Origin of the sequence: Lentzea jiangxiensis (genome assembly GCF_900104175.1) — a bacterium.
In the GTDB taxonomy this organism is placed as follows: Bacteria; Actinomycetota; Actinomycetes; order Mycobacteriales; family Pseudonocardiaceae; genus Lentzea; species Lentzea jiangxiensis.
Genome location: NZ_FNIX01000002.1, coordinates 243030 through 259860, shown reverse-complemented (window position 1 = coordinate 259860; position 16831 = coordinate 243030). Strand labels below are relative to the sequence as shown.

The window sequence follows — 16831 nt, the reverse complement described above, 5'->3', positions numbered from 1 at the left end:
AACTCCTCACCCGTAGATCTCGGCGTGCAGGGAGAAGGCGGTCGCGATCTCCGCCTGTGCCCAGAACCGGTGGTAGGTGAACGTCGGTGCCGGTCCGCCGTCCAGGTAGGCCTGGACCTTCGGCCACTGCGGGTCGTTGCGGAACATCGACCGCATCGACAGGAACGACGAGCCCTGCCCGATCTGGTCCCCGTTGGGCATCCGGCCGGTCCAGCCGCTCGGCACGTACGGGCCTTCCGCGGTGGAGGTGTTGTAGACGTCGTCGAACCGGTTGTAGTCCGCGCGCGTCTCCGGCGTCGCGATGCCGAGGCTGTCCTGGTGCGCGAGCAGCCCGGTCAGCAGCGCCTCACCCGTGGTCTTGGCCGAGGCGTTGCCCGACCGCGCCGCGTAGTTCAGCAGCACCTTCGCGTACGACGCGGCGATGCCGACGTCCTGGTTGTGGTTCACCACGCGCACCCGCAGGTTCGCGTTCGAGCCGGGGTTGGTCGCGTTCCACGTGTCCGGCGCTCCCGACCACTCCAGGTCCGCGGGGATCTGGAAGTTCGTGCCGGTCGTGGTGTTCGCGATCGCCCACGGAACCCACTTGTCGAGGATCTTCTTGGCACGCGCGTCACCGGTCAGCCGGTACAGCGCGGCCGTGCGCTCGATGCCCCACACCTGGAAGCCGAACCACCGGTTGCTCGGCGGGTCGCGCCACACCGGGTGGGCGTCGTAGTGCATGCCGTAGAACGTCGGCGTGCCGGCGGGAGGCGAGGCGTACTGGCCCTCCCAGCTGTTCGTCACGCCACCGGCGAGACCGCCGTCGGCCGACTGCAGCCACTGCAGCATCTCGAGCTGCCGGTTCAGCGACGTCGCCCAGTCCTGCTGCCCGGTGGCGGACAACGGCTTGAGCGCGGGCACGTTCGCGAGAGCGTGCGCTGCCAGCGGGTTCTGGTAGCCCTGGTGCGAGGCACCGTCACCGATGCGCCACGCCCAGCCGGCGGACGTGTCGGTCGCGCCACCCCACGCGTAGTACCAGGACATCAGGTAGTGCGCGCTGTTCTTGCCGGTCGCGCCGGGGCACGACGACGGGCTGTTGCAGTTGCCGATGCGCTTGAAGTACTTGTCGAACATGGCGTACCGCAGGTAGTCGCCCATCTTCGCGGACTTGCCGATCTCCGCCGAGATGTCGCCGGCCTTGCCCTGCGCCGTCGCCCACTGCTGGGCGAGCAGCGCCACCTGCACCACGCGGGCGTCCGCGTCCGGCGCGTTGGTGTACTTCCACTGCTTGGCGTAGGACGAGTCCTTGGTGAAGAGGTCCAGGAACCCGTTGGGGCCACCGTGCTTGAACGTGTCGCACGAGGGCTGCGGGATGGTCTCCCACACCGACTCCGACGAGCCGCGCTGGTAGGTGTTGATGTACGCGGGCGCTGTCGTGCCGTCACCGCACCGGCCGAAGCCGTAGGTGTTGTCGACGTCGATGAGCCAGTGCATGCCGTAGACGTCCGAGTTGCCGTACGCGGTCTTGAGCTCCGCCGCGATCGGGTCCTGGCCGACCGGGACGGTGCCGTCCAGCGTCGACGGGTACTGGTCCATCCTCGGGTGCTCGGGCGCGTAGGTCGCCGGCTTCGACGGGTCGTACTTGTCGTTGGTCGGCTGGTCCGCCTTCGCGGGGATGATGAACTTCTCCATCGACGCGAAGGCCGACTTGAACGGCGCCCAGTCGCCCGTGACGCGGCCGTAGCTCGCTTCCAGCCACAGGTAGTAGCTGAAGGCCTCGGACGTCGTCTGGTGGCCGTGGTCCGGTGCCTCCACCATCAGCGTCTCGACCGAGTGGTACGGCACGAGCAGGTCGCCGAACTTGCGGAAGTAGCCGCTCGCCGGGTCCTTGATCTTGTTGTACTGGTCGAGGAACGCCTTGTTGAAGTCCGAGGTCGACGGGTCGAGCTCCTTGACCGTGACGCTCGCCGGGCTGTAGCCGGTGGCCGACGCCGTGAAGGTCGCCGTGCCGAGCTCGCCGCCGTTGTTCGCCGACGTCACCGTGACCGTCTGCTTCGCGGTGCCGGTGAACGTGAGCGTCGCCGGGGTCGCCGTCAGGTCCGCGCTGCCGCTGCGGGCGATCGTGACCGTGACGGGCTGGCTCGGTGCCGTGGCCAGTGAGACGTCGAACGTGGCCGTCTGGCCCTGCTTGACCGAGACCGCGCTCGGTGACGCGAGGACCGCCGGTCCCTCCAGCACCTTGACCGCCGCGGGTGCGGAGGTCCTCACGGCGCCGCGGTTGTCCGTGGCTCGCGCGGTGATGCTGTGGTCACCGGCCGGCGCCGACGTCCACGTGCCGCTGAACGGCGCGCTGGTGTCGGTCGCGACCAGGGTGTCGCCGGCGTAGAAGTCGACCTTGGCCACCGTGCCGTCGGTGTCCGTCGCGGTCGCCGCCAGCGGGATCTGCGCCGGCAGGGTGTAGCTGCTGCCGCTCGTGGGCGCCGTCAGCGCCACGGAGGGCGCCTGGTTCGGTCCCGTGCAGGACACGCCGTTCACGGCGAAGTCCGTCGGTGGCCGGTTGGTCGAGCCCTTGCTGCCGTTGAAGCCCACCTGCGCGGTGCCACCCGCGGCCAGCGCCGGGGCCCAGGGCGGGTTGGTCACGCTCACGGCAGCGCCGTTCTGCGTGAAGGTGCCGCTCCAGCCCTGCGTGACGCGTTGCCCGTCGGGGAACGTCCACGTGAGGTTCCAGCCGTTCAACGCCTCCCCGTCGTTCCGGATCGACACGGCCGCGCCGAATCCGGTGTTCCACTCGTTGGTGATCTGATAGGTGACGGTGCAGGCCACCGCGGCTGGTGCCGCGACGGCGGGAACCCCGCCGGCCAGCACCACCGCCGCAACCGTCAACGCCAATGTTCGCCGAGTCATGCCGCCGCCCTCTCGACAACTGGGAGCGCTCCCAGAGTTCACGGCACTGTAACGTGGGCCACATCAGCCAACCGGCCGCCGTTGCAACGGAAGTTGCACCGAAGGGTGCTCGTGGATAGTTCTTGCGGCGCAACGGGGATACGTCCGCCAGTTCCTCTTGCTGCTCTCTTCGAGTGGAATTCTGGGAGCGGTCCCAGACGAAGACGGGGACGCCCCTCCGCCAGTCGGGGCGTCCCCTGGACTCGTCAGCCCCGGCCGGCTCCGGCCCCGGCCGTGACCACGCTCTTCACGCTGCTCGCACTGTCGAGCGGGTACGAGTAGGGCACGCTCTTGACCGAGCCGCCCTGGTCACCCGTTCCCGAGTTGACGAAGTGGTTGTCGCGCGCCACGAGCGAGCCACCGGGCGAGCTGCCCTCACCGCGGTGGAACGGGTCCTTCGTGTTCTCGAAGTAGTTGCCCTCGACGAGGACACCACCCTCGACGGTCGACGCGACGCCGTAGTCGGTCACACCGCCGTAATAGTTGTTGTAGACGTGCACCGGGTTGCCGAACCGCACGCGCGGGTGGCGCTGCTGCGTTCCGTCGAACCAGTTGTGGTGGTAGGTCACCCGGAGCTTGCCGCGGTCCTCGGAGCCGTTGCCGTCGCTGTGGCCCAGCAGCATGGTCTTGTTGTGGCTCGTGAACTTGTTCCACGACACCGTGACGTAGTCCGAGGCCCGCTTGACGTCGACCGCACCGTCGTAGCCGTTGGAGAAGGTGTTGTGGTCGATCCACACGCGGGTGGAGTACTGCACGTTGATCGCGTCGTCACCCCAGCTGCGGAAGTTGAGGTTGCGCACGATCACGTTCGAGGCGTTGGCGATGTTGAGGCCCTGCCCGGTGATCGCCGCGCTGGAGCCGACGCCCTCGATGGTCTTGTTCGAGGCGACCTTGGTCATGCTCGGCAGCGAGATCGTGCCGGAGACCCGGATCACCGCGGCGCTCGACGACTTCGCGGCCTCGACGAACGCCGACGCCGTCGTGACGGTGATCGGCGACGCGCTGCCGCCTCCCGTCGTGCCTCCTCCCTGGGTGGCCCAGCCGACCAGCCCGAACGGGGCGGCGGTCGCCTGGGGGACGAAGACCGCACCGAGGACCAGCGCGGTGGCGGAAACTAGTGCTGCACGCTTTGGAATCATTCCACGCTCCCAATTCGTGAGCGGCGGTGCAAACCACACAACCAGCCACAAAGGCAACGGTCAACCAGTTCGACGATATTCGACTCGAACAATCGAAATCGGTTGACTCGACCGGCACCCGCCCTAGGATTGAATTACCGCCGCGCATCCACCTGCAAGCGGAGCGCACATGAAGAAAGTTCTGACAGCGGTTCTGGCCACGGCGTTGGCCGCGTTTCTCGCCCCTGTGGCACAAGCGGCGGGCAGCACGTTCCCGACGCCGACGGGACCGAAACCCGTCGGCGCGACCATCAAGGTCGGGGCCGGCACGTACGACGGAGGCATGCAGCGGTTCCACGGCACCGGCAACCTCGGTTCCGGCGGCCAGAACGAGGGCCAGGACCCGATCTTCCAGCTGGCCGACGGCGCGACGCTGAAGAACGTCGTGCTCGGCGCGCCGGCCGCGGACGGCGTCCACTGCCTCGGCACGTGCACGCTCACCAACGTGTGGTGGGAGGACGTCGGCGAGGACGCGGCCACGTTCAAGGGCACGTCGTCCTCGCAGACCATGACCATCAGCGGTGGCGGCGCGCGCAAGGCCTCCGACAAGGTGTTCCAGCACAACGGGCCGGGCACGATGATCATCCGCAACTTCCAGGTGGACGACTTCGGCAAGCTCTACCGGTCCTGCGGCAACTGCAAGACCCAGCACAAGCGGCACGTCGTGGTGGAGAACGTCACGGCGTTCTCCCCTGGCAAGAACCTCGCCGGCATCAACACCAACTACGGCGACACCGCGCGGTTCTCGCGGATCACCATCGTCGGCGACAGCAGCAGGAAGATCGCTGTCTGCGACAAGTACCAGGGTGTCACGAGCGGTGAGCCGAAGAAAATCGGAACCGGTTCCGACAGCACCCACTGCCTGTTCAAGTCCTCGGACATCACCTATCGGTAGAGGAAAAGCCCCGGCGCGGCGCCGGGGCTTTTCTCACCATTCTTCAAGAGTGTGAACTCCGATGTGTTCGAAATTCCAGTCGTCCCCGATTCCCGGCCGGACCGGGAGGGTCACGTTCCCGTTGTCGTCCAGCGGGTCGACGATCGAGCCGCGGTGCGGCGGAACCCGGTCGAAGTCGACGTGCGGGTGCAGCAGCCCCCGTTCGTACCACCGTCCCGCATCGGTCGCGCCGAGCACGGTCAGGCTCGCCGACCCGTTGCCGTGGATCTCGCAGTCGACGTTGAACGCCTCGGCGAGGTGCACGGTCTTGAGCACCGGCGTGATCCCGCCGCTTCCCGCCGGACCCGCGCGCAGGACGTCGCAGGCCCCCGAGCTGATCCACTCGGCGCGCGTGTGGTGCTTGCCCCACGCCACCTCCGGACCGATCACCGGGATGTCCAGCTGGTCCGCGAGCCACCGGTAGGAGCTGACCGACGCCTCCTCCATCGGTTCCTCGAACCAGTAGTAGTCGAGCTCCTGCAACGCCCTGCCGAGCCGCAGCGCCTCCGTGCGGGAGTACCAGTGGCTCGCGTCGAGCATCAGCGCGACGTCCGGTCCGACCGCCTCCCGCACGGCCCGGCACGCCTCGACGTCCCGCGAGACGCTCGGCGCGCCGGGGACCGGCGGCATCCAGGTGTGCAGCTTGATCGCCCGGTAGCCCACCGACACGAGGTGCTTCGCGAAGTCCGCGTAGTCCCCCGGCGTCGCCAGGCCGTCCGTGTCGCCGCACATCGTGCTGGCGTAGGCCGGGATCCGGTCGCGCGCGCCACCGGCGAGCTTCCACGCGGGCAGTCCCGCCTTGCGCGCCACCAGGTCCCACAGCGCCGTGTCGACGAACCCGAGCGCGCGGTCGGTGAAACCGCCGTGCGAGCCGCGTTGACGCCTCGCGAGCAGCCGCCAGAGCCGTTCGCGGTCCCACGGGTCCTGTCCCAGCAGCACCGGCCGCACGTGCTTGTCCAGCACCGCCGGGCGGACCTGGTCGGGCTGCACGGCGCAGTAGCCGGTGGCGCCGTCGGTGTCGGTGATCTCCAGCAGCGCCTCGGTGACCTCGTGCTCGGGTGCCGGGTGCCGGTGCCCCTCCGCGTCGACCGAGGTGCACGCCGTCGTGGTGAACGTGCGCACCGCTACCCGTTCGATCACCTGCGCTTCTCCCAGTCCTGCTGGGCGGTCGTGAGCTTGGCCGCGAGCTGGTCGAGGAACTCCTGCGCGGACATCTGCCCGAGCAGCACCTTCTGGTACATCGGCTCGGTGTCGGTCTTGGTGATCGACGAGTACTCGGGCAGGTAGACCGGCGCGGGCACGAGCACGGTCGCCGGGTCCTCCAGCACGCCGAGCGCCATCTTCACGGCCGCGTTCTTCTGGATCCACTCCGCGCCGCGGACGTCGGTGTTGGCGGGGATCTGGCCGACCTTCTCGTTCCAGTGGCCGTTGCTCTCGGCAGAGGTCAGGAACTCGACGAACTTCCAGGCCGCGTCCGGGTTCCGGCTGCCCTTGAACACCGCGAAGCCGTCGGTCGGGTTCGGCACGACGGTCCGCTTGCCCGAAGGTCCCTTCGGCAGCGGCATGGCGGCGACCCGCTCCGGGCCGAGCGCCTTCATGACGTCGGCGGTGGAACCGAGGTTGTGGTGCATCATGGCCACCGTGCCCCCGGTGAACTGGGCGACCATCTGGGTGTAGTTGTTGTTCACGTCGGCCTCGGGCGTGGCCTTCTTGTACAGCTCGGCCACCTTCCGCACGAGCTCGGCGTTGCGCGGGTCGGCGACGGTGCTCCTGCCGCCCTCGTAGAACTTCTCGACGCCCGAGTAGGAGTACGCCTCGGACAGCAGTTGGAAGACCGAGCCGGCGCCACCGCGGATCGTGAAGCCGTACTGGTTGGCCGCCGGGTTGGTCAGCCGCACAGCCGCGTTCGCCAGCTCGTCCCAGGTGGACGGCTCGGCGATCTTGGCTTCCTCGAAGCGGTCGGAGCGGTACCAGATCACGTCCATGTTGCCCGACGCGGGGACGGCGTAGAGCTTGCCGTCCGGCGCGGTCTGCCGCACGGTCTCCAGCAGGCCGTTCAGCAGCTTGCCCTTGAGCGGGCCGCTCTCGATCCGCTCGTCGGCCGGCTCGAGCGCGTCCTGGCCGACCAGGTGCGCGAGGTAGGACGTCGTGACGCCGCCGACGTCCGGGGTGGAGCCGCCGGCGATGGCCGTGTCGTACTTCTGCTGCACCGACGAGCTGGGGATGCCGACGTACTCGACCTTGACGTCCGGGTTCGCGGCCTCGAACCTCTTGATCAGCTCCTGGTAGATCGGCGTGCGGCCGGGGCCGCCGTTGTTGTCCCAGAACGTGATCGTCGTGGGTCCGTCCCCTCCCGCGGAGCAGGCGCTCAGCACGAGCGCCAGCGCGAGCAGCAGTCTTCTCATGCTTCTCTCCCTCATCCCTTGACCGCGCCGGCGCTCAGTCCCTGCACCAGGAACCGCTGCACCACGGCGAAAACCAGCACGACGGGCACCGCGGCGACGACGCCGCCGGCCGCGAGCGCCCCGAAGTCGGTGTTGAACTCGCCGAGGGCGTAGCTCAGCCCGACCGGCAACGTGAACTTGTCCTGCTTGCTCGCGAACATCAGCGCGAACAGGAAGTTGTTCCAGGCACCGATGAACGCGAACGACCCGACCGCCACCAGCGCCGGGCGCAGCTGCGGCAGCGTGACCGCGAAGAACGCCCGCAGCCTCGTGCAGCCGTCGACCATCGCCGCTTCTTCGAGCTCCACCGGCACGTTGCGCACGAACCCGCTCATCAGGATCAGCGCGAGCGGCAGCTGGAACGCGGTGTCCGCGATGATGAGCCCCGTCAGGCTGTTGAGCAGCCCGGCGGACTTGAAGATCACGAACAACGGGATCAGCATCATCGCGCCGGGGATGAACTGCGTGCACAGCAACGCGAGCAGGAACACCCGCTGGCCCCGGAACTTGAACCGCGCCAGCGCGTAGCCGCCCATCAGCGCGAACACCGTGACCGTGACGAGGGTGCCGACGCCGATGATCAGGCTGTTCTGGAAGAACAACCCGAAGCCGACGCCGTTCCACACCGTGTCGAAGTGCTCGAACGTGATCGGCCACGGCACGAGCGAGGTCTCCCCCGCGGGCCGCACCGCGAACACCAGCATCCAGTAGAACGGGATGAGCGTGAACAACAGGTAGAGCACCAGTGGCAGGTGCAGCCGGAAGAACCGGCTCGGGTCGCGGTGCTTCGAGCGCCTCGGCCGCGACGGCGGTGGCACGACCGGCGTTTCCGGGCGGATCAGCGTCTGGGTCATGCCCGGCTCCCGAACTTGGACAGCCTCAGGTAGAGGATCGAGAAGAACAGCAGGATCACGAAGCCCGCCATCGTGAGCGCCGAGCCGTAGCCGAAGTCGTGCGAGTCGACGGCCTTGCGCGCCACGTACAGCGGCAGCGTGGTGGTCTGGTTCGCCGGGCCACCACCGGTGAGCGTGTAGATGAGGTCGACGTTGTTGAACTCCCACACCGCTCTGAGCAACGTGGACAGCACGATCGCGTCGCGCAGGTGCGGCAGCGTGACGCTCACGAACCGGCGCCACCTACCGGCACCGTCGACGCTCGCGGCCTCGTACAGGTCTTTCGGGATGGTCTGCAGGTCGGCGAGCAGCAGGATCGCGAAGAACGGCACACCGCGCCACAGCTCGGTGACGACGGTCGCGGGGAACACGGTCGCCGGGTCGCCGAGCACCGACGTGCCCGGGTCACCGATGCCCCACTGCGCGAGCTGCTGGAAGACGCCCGTCGACGGGTTGTAGAGCAGGATCCAGATACCGGTCGTGAGCACGCCCGACACCGCCCACGGCGAGAACACCAGCGCTCGCGCCAGTGCCCTGCCCACGAACGTCTCGTTGACGATCAGGGCGAGCACCAGGCCCAGCACCAGCTGCAGGCCGACCTCGACCACGACCCACTTGGCGCTGAACACGAGGCTCTGCCAGAACAGCTGGTCCTCGAACAGCATCCGCCGGAAGTTCTCGAAGCCGATGAACCCGTTCTTCCACGGCTGCGTGACGGTGTGCTGCCGCAGGCTGAACCAGGCGACGCTCGCGATCGGGTAGACCAGGAAGACCGCCATCAGCACGAGCGTCGGGGCGATCAGGGCGTAGGGCGCCCAGGTGCGGGTCCTCACGCCGGGTTCCACCCGCCCAGGTAGGCCGCCCTGGTGTGCCGGCGCGCCTGCTCGTCGGTGAGCTGGGGGCGGTCGGCGTTCGTGCCCGCGCCAGGCCCGGTGTTGCGGTACTCCGCGAACCTGGCGCCCCGCCACGGGAAGCCGGACATGTCCGTCCACGGCCCGGCCTTGATCGCCGCCGGCAGTTCGGTGTCGCGGATGACGACCTGGGCGATCGCGTCCGGGTCACCGCCGGGGTGCCACGGCCTGCCGAGGAAGTACGTCCCGGCCGGGGCGTCGCTGCGGATCTTCGAGTCGACGATCAGGAAGCCGTGCGGGTTGTCCCTGCGGGTGCTCGCCGCGGTCACGTACCCGTTGGGGTCCTGGCCGCGGCTCAGCGCCGTGATGGTCGCCCGTTCGAAGACCGCCGTCGCCCGCCCGAAGAGGAAGTCGACGTCACCGGTGATCGCGCAGTCCCGGTAGTACTGGCGCGACCGGGCCGTCGTGGACGGCGTGTCCGCGTACAAGGTGTCCTGGTGGCCCTCGAACCGGACGCGGTCGAACAACACCCGGTCACCGGTGGCCTTGACCGCGACGGCCTGGGTGGCCGTGATCTCCGGGTGCTTCGCGCGGTCGAACGAGTTGCGGAAGGTGATGTCCTTCGCGGTGAACCCGTCCGCGGCGATGGTCGCCGTCGCGCTGCCGGTGGTGCCGTATGTCGTGCCGTCGGGTTTCTTCGTCCCGCTGGCGTTGTCGTAGTCGATCACGACGTCCGCGGCGTTGCCGGTGGCGCCGCGCAGCGTGAGGTTCTGCTTGTTGCCCGGGATCTTCACGACCTCGCGGTGCACGCCCTCGGGCACCGTGATCACGGCTCCAGCTGGCGCCGCGTCGATCGCGGCCTGGACGGACGGGAAGCCCTTGCCGACGACGAGGTGACGTCCCGCCGGCTGCGCGCCCGCCTTCAGGTGCTTGACGCGGTGCGCGGGTTCGAGGCCGCGGGCCAGCGTCGGCGTCCAGCCCGCGTCCGTGCCGAGCGCCTTGTCGGGGAACGCGGCGTTGTGAGCGTTCACGAAGCTGAACGGCCGCCCGTCGAGGAGGTTGCCGGTGTCGGTGATCGCCGTGCCGCCCCAGTTGTAGACGACCTTCTCCGGTGCGATGCCCTTGACGAAGTTGTTCTGCGCGACGATCTGCGACTTGACGCCGACGCCCCAGCTGTAGGTCTGCGCGCCCTCGTAGAGGTTGTTGTAGACGTGCACCTGCCCGAACCGCACCCGCGGCGCGCGCTCCAGCACGTTGCGGAAGACGTTGTGGTGCACGGAGACCCTGAGCTTGCCCGGGTCGGTCGTGGACGAGTTCGACGACCCGATCAGCATCGTCTTGCCGTGCTCGGCGAAGACGTTGCGCGACACGGTGACCAGGTCGCTGCCGTTGGTGATGTCGAGCTGCCCGTCGTGCACCTGGTAGGGCCGTCCGAAGTGGAGCGGCTGGGTGCTGTCGACGTTCGGCTCGTCGGTGAACGTGCTGTGGTCCACCCACACGTTCTCGGAGCGCTGGACCGACACCGAGTCGTAGAGCGAGTTCCAGTTGCCGGGAGGCGCCCCGGGGCTGTTGTCGGTGGGATCCCACTGCGGGAAGCAGTCGCGGGTGTCGCGGAAGGTCAGGTTGCGCACGATCACGTTGCGCACGTTGTGGATCCGCAGGCTCCCGCCCGTGATCCCGGCCCCGCCGCCGACGCCGACGATCGTGGTGTCCGACGGCACGTCGAGCGCGATGACGGCTTCCTGCTTCTTCGCCGAAGCCTTCCGCGCCTCCTCCAGCACCCCCTCGGGCTCGCGTTCCCACCCCCACACGGCGGGGTCGTAGGCCGCGAGGTACCCGGCCAGCGTGTACCCGTCCGTCGCGTAGTCCTCACACCGCAGCGGTTTCCCGTCATCGCCGCTGTTCGCGTCGATCACACCCTTGACCTTGATGATGCGCGGCGCCGGAGCCGCGAGCGCCGCGACGAGCTCGGCCCGCGTGCGCACCTCGTGCACGTTCCCCCTGGGCGCCGCCGCACCACCGGTGGTCCCCGTGCCGGCCGACCCCCAGCCGTCACCCGCGGGCAGCACCTGCCGGGCGGGGTCGTGGCCGGCGTGCGCGGGAACGCTCACCACCCCGGTGCACGCGCAGGCCACAGCCAGCGCGCCAACGAAAAGCCGCATGACGGAATACCCTTCGCAAAGGATTCACATTCTTGAACAGCGTCCACGATCGTGAAACGAGTATTACGAATGCGTCCGGCGTGCGTCAACGAAGTGAATTCATTCGACAATTCGACCCGGCGTTCGACGATTGTTCGAATCGAACGCCGTCGAATTCACGGTGAGGTGGATCAGCGATTGATCAATTCATGTTCGTGAACTCATGTCCAGCTCGTCCACGCGCCACAAACAAAACCGTCCGCGTGCGACGGGAGACCCCGTGGCACGCGGACGGCAGGAGAGCGGTGCTGCCGTCGTAGCTCCGCGACGGCGCGGTGGTCAGCTCTTGACCGGCCTCAACATCGGCACCAACGCCAAAGCGGGCAGCAACAGCAACGGCACGATGAGCAGAGCCTTCAACACACCCACGCCGTTCCCGAGGAACCCGACCAACGGAGGCCCGGCCAGGAACGCCGTGTACCCGATCACGGCGACCACGCTGACCCGGGCGGCGGCCCGCTCGGGGTCATCCGCCGCCGCACTCATCCCGACGGGGAACCCGAGGGCGGTCCCCAGCCCCCAGACGGCCACCCCGGCGACCGCGAGCCACACGGATCCGGCGAACACCGCGAGAGCCACCCCGGAAGCCGCCAGCAGCATCGACACGACGATCGCCGGCACCCTTCCCCAGCGGTCCAGCGCGATCGTGCCGAAGATCCGGCCGAACGTCATCGTCGTGACGAACACGCCGAACACCACCGCGCCCAGCGCCGGGTCCAGTGCGTAGCCGTCGATGAACGCGACCGCCACCCAGTCGTTCGCGGTGCCCTCGGTGAACGCCAGCACCAGCACGAGTAGCCCGATGAGCAAGGTGCGGGGTTCGCGCCACGCGGCCAGGACCCCGCTGCCGCCACCGTGCTCGGCCTCGACCGCCAGTTGGTAGGTGCGCGACGCCACGAGCGTGCCGGCGGCGACGATGAAGGCCACCACCGCCAGGTGGGCGGTCACGGGCAGGACGGCCCAGGCGGCGAAGGAGGCCAGGCCCGCGGCGACGACGGTGCCGAGGCTCCACATCGCGTGGAAGCGGGGCATGACCGTCTTGCCGAGCGCGCGTTCCACTTCGGCGGCCTCGACGTTCATCGCGACGTCGCACAGGCCCGAGCCGTAGCCGAGCGTGAAGATGCCGATGGCGGTCAGCACGGCGGACGGGTGCGCGCCGATACCGACGCCCGCCACCGCGAGGCCCACGGCGACGGTCACGGCGGAGACCGCCACCGTGCGGCGTGGGCGGAGGCGGTGGGTGACCTCGCCCGCGGTGAGCATCGCCAGGCAGGCTCCCACGGACATCGACAGGAGCAGCAGGCCCAGGGCGCCGGGGGTGAGCCCCAGTGCGTCGCGGGCGGCGGGGACGCGGGCGAACCAGGTCGCCACGGCCACGCCGTTCAACCCGAAGGTGACCGCCACGCCCGCCGCGGCGGCTCGGACCTGGCTGCGTGGCACCGTGACCGACATCCCGGTCCCTCCCTTTCTCGATACACGAAGTACTCACCCCACACATGGAAGCGCTTCCACCGCAATACTGCCGGTATGACGGCAGAACGCACCGCGACGCTGGACGACGTGGCACGGGCCGCAGGCGTGTCCCGGGCGACCGCCTCCCGTGTCATCACCGGGCAGGGCCCCGCCTCACCGCGGGCGCGGGACAGGGTCACCGCGGCGGTGACGGCGCTGGGGTACGTGCCGGACGCCTCCGCCCGCGCACTGGTCACGCGCACCGGCACGCGGCTCGCGATCGCCGTCATCGGGCACAGCGCCGCCGTGCTCGACGACCCGTACGTGGGCCGTGTGCTGACCTCGGCGGCGCACGTCGCCGCCGAGCGCGAGGTCGGCGTCTCCCTGCACTGGCTGCCCCTCGACGACCCCGGATCGCTCGCCCGGCTCGCCGACGGGCGCGGGCTCGGCGGGCTCGTGGTCGTCAACCCGACGCGACCCGCGCTCGAGACCGTGCCGCGGGGGCTGCGCGGCCGGGTCGCGGCCGTCGGGGTCGGTACCCGCGACGTGCCCTCGTTCGACGTCGACAACCGCGCCGGCACGGACGGAGTCGTGCGGCACCTGGTGCGCACCGGCAGGCAGCGGATCGCGATGGTCACCGGGCCGTCGTGGCTGCCCTGCTGCGACCGCGCCGTCGAGGCGTACCGGCAGGTGCTGCACGAGACCGGTGGCGAGCCGCGCCTCGTCCAGGGCGACTTCACGGCCGCGCGGGGTGCCGACGCCGCCATCGAGGTCATGAAGCGCTGGCCCGACACCGACGCGGTCTTCGCGTTGAGCGACCTCACCGCCCTCGGTGTCCTCGACGGACTGCACGCGCTCGGCGTGCGGGTGCCGGGCGACGTGGCGGTCGCCGGGTTCGACGACATCGCGTTCGCCGGCCTCAGCCGCCCGGCGCTCACGACCAGCACGCACCCGGTCGAGGAGATCGCCACGGCCGCGGCGACCTCCGTGCTCGACCGCAGGGACGGTGCCAGGGCGACGTTCTACCCGTCCACGCTCGTCGTCCGGGACAGCGCCTGATCATTCCACCGAACACGGGACGCCGTTCAGGCTGAACGCCTCAGGAACGGCGTTGTCACTTCTGACCGAGCCGTTGAACCCGATTTCCACCGAACCGCCCGGTGCGATCTTCGAGTTGTAGTGGACGTTGGCCGCGTTGACCAGTCCGCGGAACTGCCGCGGCGTCGCGTTCCACATTTCACCCACGACCTGTCCAGTGGCGAACGCCCACTGCACCGTCCACCCGTCGACCGGCGCGGTGCCGGTGTTGCGCACGTTCACAGTCGCCTGGAACCCGCCGGGCCACTGCCCGACGACGCGGTAGGCCACGGCGCACGTCCTGGCCGGCGGCCGTGGCGTGGTGGTCGTGGGAGGAGGTGTGGTCGTCGTGGTCGTCGCGCCGGGTGTCGTCACGACGGGAGGCGCGACCGCCTGGCCGTCGCACGGCGGTCCCCACGACCCCCGGTCGGCGGCCGCCGCCTCGGACTCGGCGGTGAGCAGCGCTCCCCCGTCGACGCCCTCGGGCCGCAAAGCGCCCTGCCGCACGGCCAGCAGGGCGTAGTCGGTGCCGTCCTCGAGCGCGAGGTCCACGTCTCCCGACAGCACGGGGCTGATGCGGACGGAGGCAGCCAGCAACGTCGCCCTGGCGAAGGTGAGCGCTCCCGCGGCCCAGCACTCGGCCGGAGCCGCCAGCTGCGCCACGCGCACCTTCGTGCCGTCCGCCAGCTCGACGGTCCGGCCGTCGATCACGTCCCGCACGACGTGCAGCACGCGCTCCGACCGCACCTGCTCGTTGATGAGCGTGGGCGGCTTCAACGGCGTCCGCGTCCTGGGTGCCGCCGGCGCCGGTGGCTCCGCGGTGCAGGCCCCGGCGAACAGCACCAGGGCCGCCACGAGTCCGCTAGCCGCGCGCAACGACGAACCAGCGCTGGTTCGCGCCCGAAGTCGCTTGGTACAGACCAATTCTGGCACCGTCCTCACGCGACTCGGCGATGACGTCCAGCAGACCACCCGTCGCCGCGTTCACGAACGTCCACGTGCCGTCCCCTGTCGAGGACAGCACCCACCGCGCGGCAGGGCCGTCCGCGACACCCAGCACGACGTCGCCTCCCGCGGCTGCGACGCGCTGCCCGGTGGCGGAGTTGGTGATGGAGAACTGGGCGCGGTGGTCGTACCCGCCCGACCGCCGCTCCACCCGCCACACCTGGTCGGCCGCGGCGAGGTCCGTGGTGCGCTGGACGAGCGAGGTGCCCGACGGCGCAAGGGACTTGCCGCTCTGCACGCCGGTGAGCCGGTACTCCCCGCCGAGCGCGGCCGCGCGGTTCACGCCGCTGACCCCGCTCACCTCGAACGTCGTGACCGACCTGGCAGGCGCGGACAGCGTCGCCTTCCGGTCCTGCACACGCACGGAGGCGCCCTTCACCAACGCGCCGTGCTGATCCGTCACGACCGGCCGGACGGACGCGTTCTGCCGCACGGTCGCGAACGCCGACAGGTCCAGCGTCACGGACTGCGCCTGGTCGGTCTTGTTGAGGTGCACCACGGTCTTCAGCTCGGTGTCGCGCACCGCCGCCACGTCGGTCGTGGTGTTCACCTTCACCAGCCGGTCGCCCGGCTTCACGAAGTGGGTGAAGTTGCGCAGGGTGTGGAACTTCGTGTTGACGCGCGCCGGGCACGTGGCGAGCGTGTCCCGCGGCCCGCAGTCGAAGGGGATCTGGACGACGCCCCAGTTCATGCCGTTCGGCGACTCGGCGCCGGGCTTCATGTTGTCGTAGTCCTCGACCGCCTGCCAGAGCAGCCAGGCGCGCGGCTCCAGCTCGCGCAGGTCGTCGATCACCCGCTCGGCCATGCCGAGGCCGGGGTCCATGCTCGTGAAGCTCTGCCCGGAGCCCCAGTGCCCGTCGACCTCGCTCATCCACAGCGGTGTGCCCGCGCCCTTGGCGATGTCGCGGGCCGAGGTGCGGCGTGCGGTGCCGTAGGTGTGCACGTTCAACTGGCCGACCTGCGCGCGAACCGAGGCGGGGTAGCCCGCCCAGTCGTCGGCGAAGAGCCCCGGGTTGGTCTCGTCCGGCGCGGAGACCGCGGCACCGAGGCCTGTGGCGCGCAAAGCCTCCGCCATCGCGGGCACCACCTTCGCCTGCAGCGCCGGACCCATGTGGGCGCCCTCCTGCCGGCCGCCCGTCGGGTTGCCGTCCGGTCCCAGGGTCGTGCGCCAGTAGGGGGTGTTGGGCTCGTTGAACGGGTCGACCGTCGCGAACCTGATGCCGTGCGCCCGTTCCAGCTCCGCCGTGGCCTGCGCGAGGTAGGCGGCGAAGTCGCCGATCCTGTCCTCCCGCAGCTGGTCCGCGTTCGGGTCGAAGCCGCCGGACACGTACCCGCTCACGGTCTGGAACCACGGTGGCGAGTTGCTGAACGACTCCCAGCGGGTCACGTCCCGCTTGATCCGGTCGACCCACCACCGCTGGCGCGGATCGGCCGCCGTGTCGAGGAAGCGCGAGTCGCCGGGCTTCCACCAGTCGGTGTCCTCGCGGGTCGTCCCCTCCGGCGCCTTCCACCAGCCGGGGACCGCCGCACCCGCCCTCAGGTACTCCGGCACGTCCGGCGCGTTGCCGCCGCCGACGTTGTAGCGGGCGATGTTCAGGTTGAGGCCGTCCTCGCCGAACAGCAGCTCCGCCAACCGGTCGCGGATCTCGTCCGGGTAGCCGCCGGTGGCGTTGGCGAACCACACCAGGCTCGTGCCCCAGCCCTGGAACGGCTCCTGCTGGTAGGTCGGATCCGGTCGCACCGACACCTGCTCGACGGCGGAGGCAGCGGGCGCCGCGGTGGAGAGCGTGAGCGCCGAAACGGCGAGCAGAGCGAGAAGTCTGGTCATCGGTTCTCCGTTGAACGCGCGATGTTCACGCTAACACCTATCGAGA

The 16831-nt window shown here is 69.7% G+C and carries 12 protein-coding genes; 2 read left to right on the top strand and 10 right to left on the bottom strand.

What is annotated here, in order from left to right; genetic code table 11:
• Window positions 1-6 precede the first annotated feature (6 nt).
• Window positions 7-2883, bottom strand: coding sequence for a glycoside hydrolase family 48 protein (locus BLQ91_RS08915; RefSeq protein ID WP_090096264.1), 2877 nt, complete (start codon window positions 2881-2883; stop codon window positions 7-9).
• 245 nt (window positions 2884-3128) lie between these two features.
• Window positions 3129-4061 carry a pectate lyase family protein gene (locus BLQ91_RS08910; protein ID WP_090096263.1) on the bottom strand — a complete coding sequence of 311 codons (933 nt, stop codon included), beginning with the start codon at window positions 4059-4061 and terminating at the stop codon, window positions 3129-3131.
• A 169-nt stretch (window positions 4062-4230) separates the two neighbouring features.
• On the opposite strand from BLQ91_RS08910, the gene BLQ91_RS08905 reads away from it, so the two are divergent.
• Window positions 4231-4995: a pectate lyase gene (locus BLQ91_RS08905; RefSeq protein WP_090096262.1), complete on the top strand. Its 765-nt coding sequence runs from the start codon at window positions 4231-4233 to the stop codon at window positions 4993-4995.
• 33 nt (window positions 4996-5028) lie between these two features.
• On the opposite strand, the gene BLQ91_RS08900 is transcribed toward BLQ91_RS08905, so the two are convergent.
• The 6 genes from BLQ91_RS08900 to BLQ91_RS08875 form a co-directional block, all read right to left on the bottom strand.
• Window positions 5029-6174, bottom strand: a complete 1146-nt coding sequence (locus BLQ91_RS08900) for an enolase C-terminal domain-like protein (protein ID WP_090096261.1) — start codon at window positions 6172-6174, stop codon at window positions 5029-5031.
• Complete coding sequence (locus tag BLQ91_RS08895) at window positions 6171-7439, bottom strand: ABC transporter substrate-binding protein (RefSeq protein ID WP_090096260.1); 1269 nt, start codon at window positions 7437-7439, stop codon at window positions 6171-6173. Before BLQ91_RS08895 ends, BLQ91_RS08900 begins: the two co-directional genes overlap by 4 nt.
• Before the next feature lie 11 nt (window positions 7440-7450).
• Window positions 7451-8332 (bottom strand): carbohydrate ABC transporter permease, encoded by an 882-nt coding sequence (locus BLQ91_RS08890; protein WP_090096259.1) that lies wholly within the window; start codon window positions 8330-8332, stop codon window positions 7451-7453.
• The gene (locus BLQ91_RS08885; protein WP_090096710.1) at window positions 8329-9204 is read right to left on the bottom strand and encodes a carbohydrate ABC transporter permease; all 876 of its coding nucleotides are present in this window, start codon (window positions 9202-9204) and stop codon (window positions 8329-8331) included. Before BLQ91_RS08885 ends, BLQ91_RS08890 begins: the two co-directional genes overlap by 4 nt.
• A complete protein-coding gene (locus tag BLQ91_RS42535) occupies window positions 9201-11384 on the bottom strand; it encodes a pectinesterase family protein (protein WP_245733291.1) in 2184 nt (727 codons plus the stop codon). Before BLQ91_RS42535 ends, BLQ91_RS08885 begins: the two co-directional genes overlap by 4 nt.
• Before the next feature lie 318 nt (window positions 11385-11702).
• On the bottom strand, window positions 11703-12875 hold the full coding sequence (locus BLQ91_RS08875; protein WP_090096258.1) for an MFS transporter: 1173 nt from the start codon (window positions 12873-12875) through the stop codon (window positions 11703-11705).
• Window positions 12876-12950: 75 nt separating this feature from the next.
• Between BLQ91_RS08875 and BLQ91_RS08870 the strand changes: the two genes are divergently transcribed.
• Window positions 12951-13934, top strand: a complete 984-nt coding sequence (locus BLQ91_RS08870) for a LacI family DNA-binding transcriptional regulator (protein WP_090096257.1) — start codon at window positions 12951-12953, stop codon at window positions 13932-13934.
• Here BLQ91_RS08870 and BLQ91_RS08865 read toward each other — a convergent pair whose 3' ends face one another.
• Window positions 13935-14828, bottom strand: coding sequence for a cellulose-binding domain-containing protein (locus BLQ91_RS08865; RefSeq protein WP_176959636.1), 894 nt, complete (start codon window positions 14826-14828; stop codon window positions 13935-13937).
• Window positions 14815-16785 (bottom strand): RICIN domain-containing protein, encoded by a 1971-nt coding sequence (locus tag BLQ91_RS08860; protein WP_090096256.1) that lies wholly within the window; start codon window positions 16783-16785, stop codon window positions 14815-14817. The genes BLQ91_RS08865 and BLQ91_RS08860 overlap by 14 nt, the downstream gene beginning before the upstream one ends.
• Window positions 16786-16831 lie beyond the last annotated feature (46 nt).

What these genes read in the sequence shown, in the direction of transcription:
- BLQ91_RS08915 (WP_090096264.1), bottom strand. Translation starts at nt 2,883, where the DNA reads ATGACTCGGCGAACATTGGCGTTGACGGTTGCGGCGGTGGTGCTGGCC.
- BLQ91_RS08890 (WP_090096259.1), bottom strand. Translation starts at nt 8,332, where the DNA reads ATGACCCAGACGCTGATCCGCCCGGAAACGCCGGTCGTGCCACCGCCG.
- BLQ91_RS08910 (WP_090096263.1), bottom strand. Translation starts at nt 4,061, where the DNA reads ATGATTCCAAAGCGTGCAGCACTAGTTTCCGCCACCGCGCTGGTCCTC.
- BLQ91_RS42535 (WP_245733291.1), bottom strand. Translation starts at nt 11,384, where the DNA reads ATGCGGCTTTTCGTTGGCGCGCTGGCTGTGGCCTGCGCGTGCACCGGG.
- BLQ91_RS08905 (WP_090096262.1), top strand. Translation starts at nt 4,231, where the DNA reads ATGAAGAAAGTTCTGACAGCGGTTCTGGCCACGGCGTTGGCCGCGTTT.
- BLQ91_RS08895 (WP_090096260.1), bottom strand. Translation starts at nt 7,439, where the DNA reads ATGAGAAGACTGCTGCTCGCGCTGGCGCTCGTGCTGAGCGCCTGCTCC.
- BLQ91_RS08875 (WP_090096258.1), bottom strand. Translation starts at nt 12,875, where the DNA reads ATGTCGGTCACGGTGCCACGCAGCCAGGTCCGAGCCGCCGCGGCGGGC.
- BLQ91_RS08870 (WP_090096257.1), top strand. Translation starts at nt 12,951, where the DNA reads ATGACGGCAGAACGCACCGCGACGCTGGACGACGTGGCACGGGCCGCA.
- BLQ91_RS08860 (WP_090096256.1), bottom strand. Translation starts at nt 16,785, where the DNA reads ATGACCAGACTTCTCGCTCTGCTCGCCGTTTCGGCGCTCACGCTCTCC.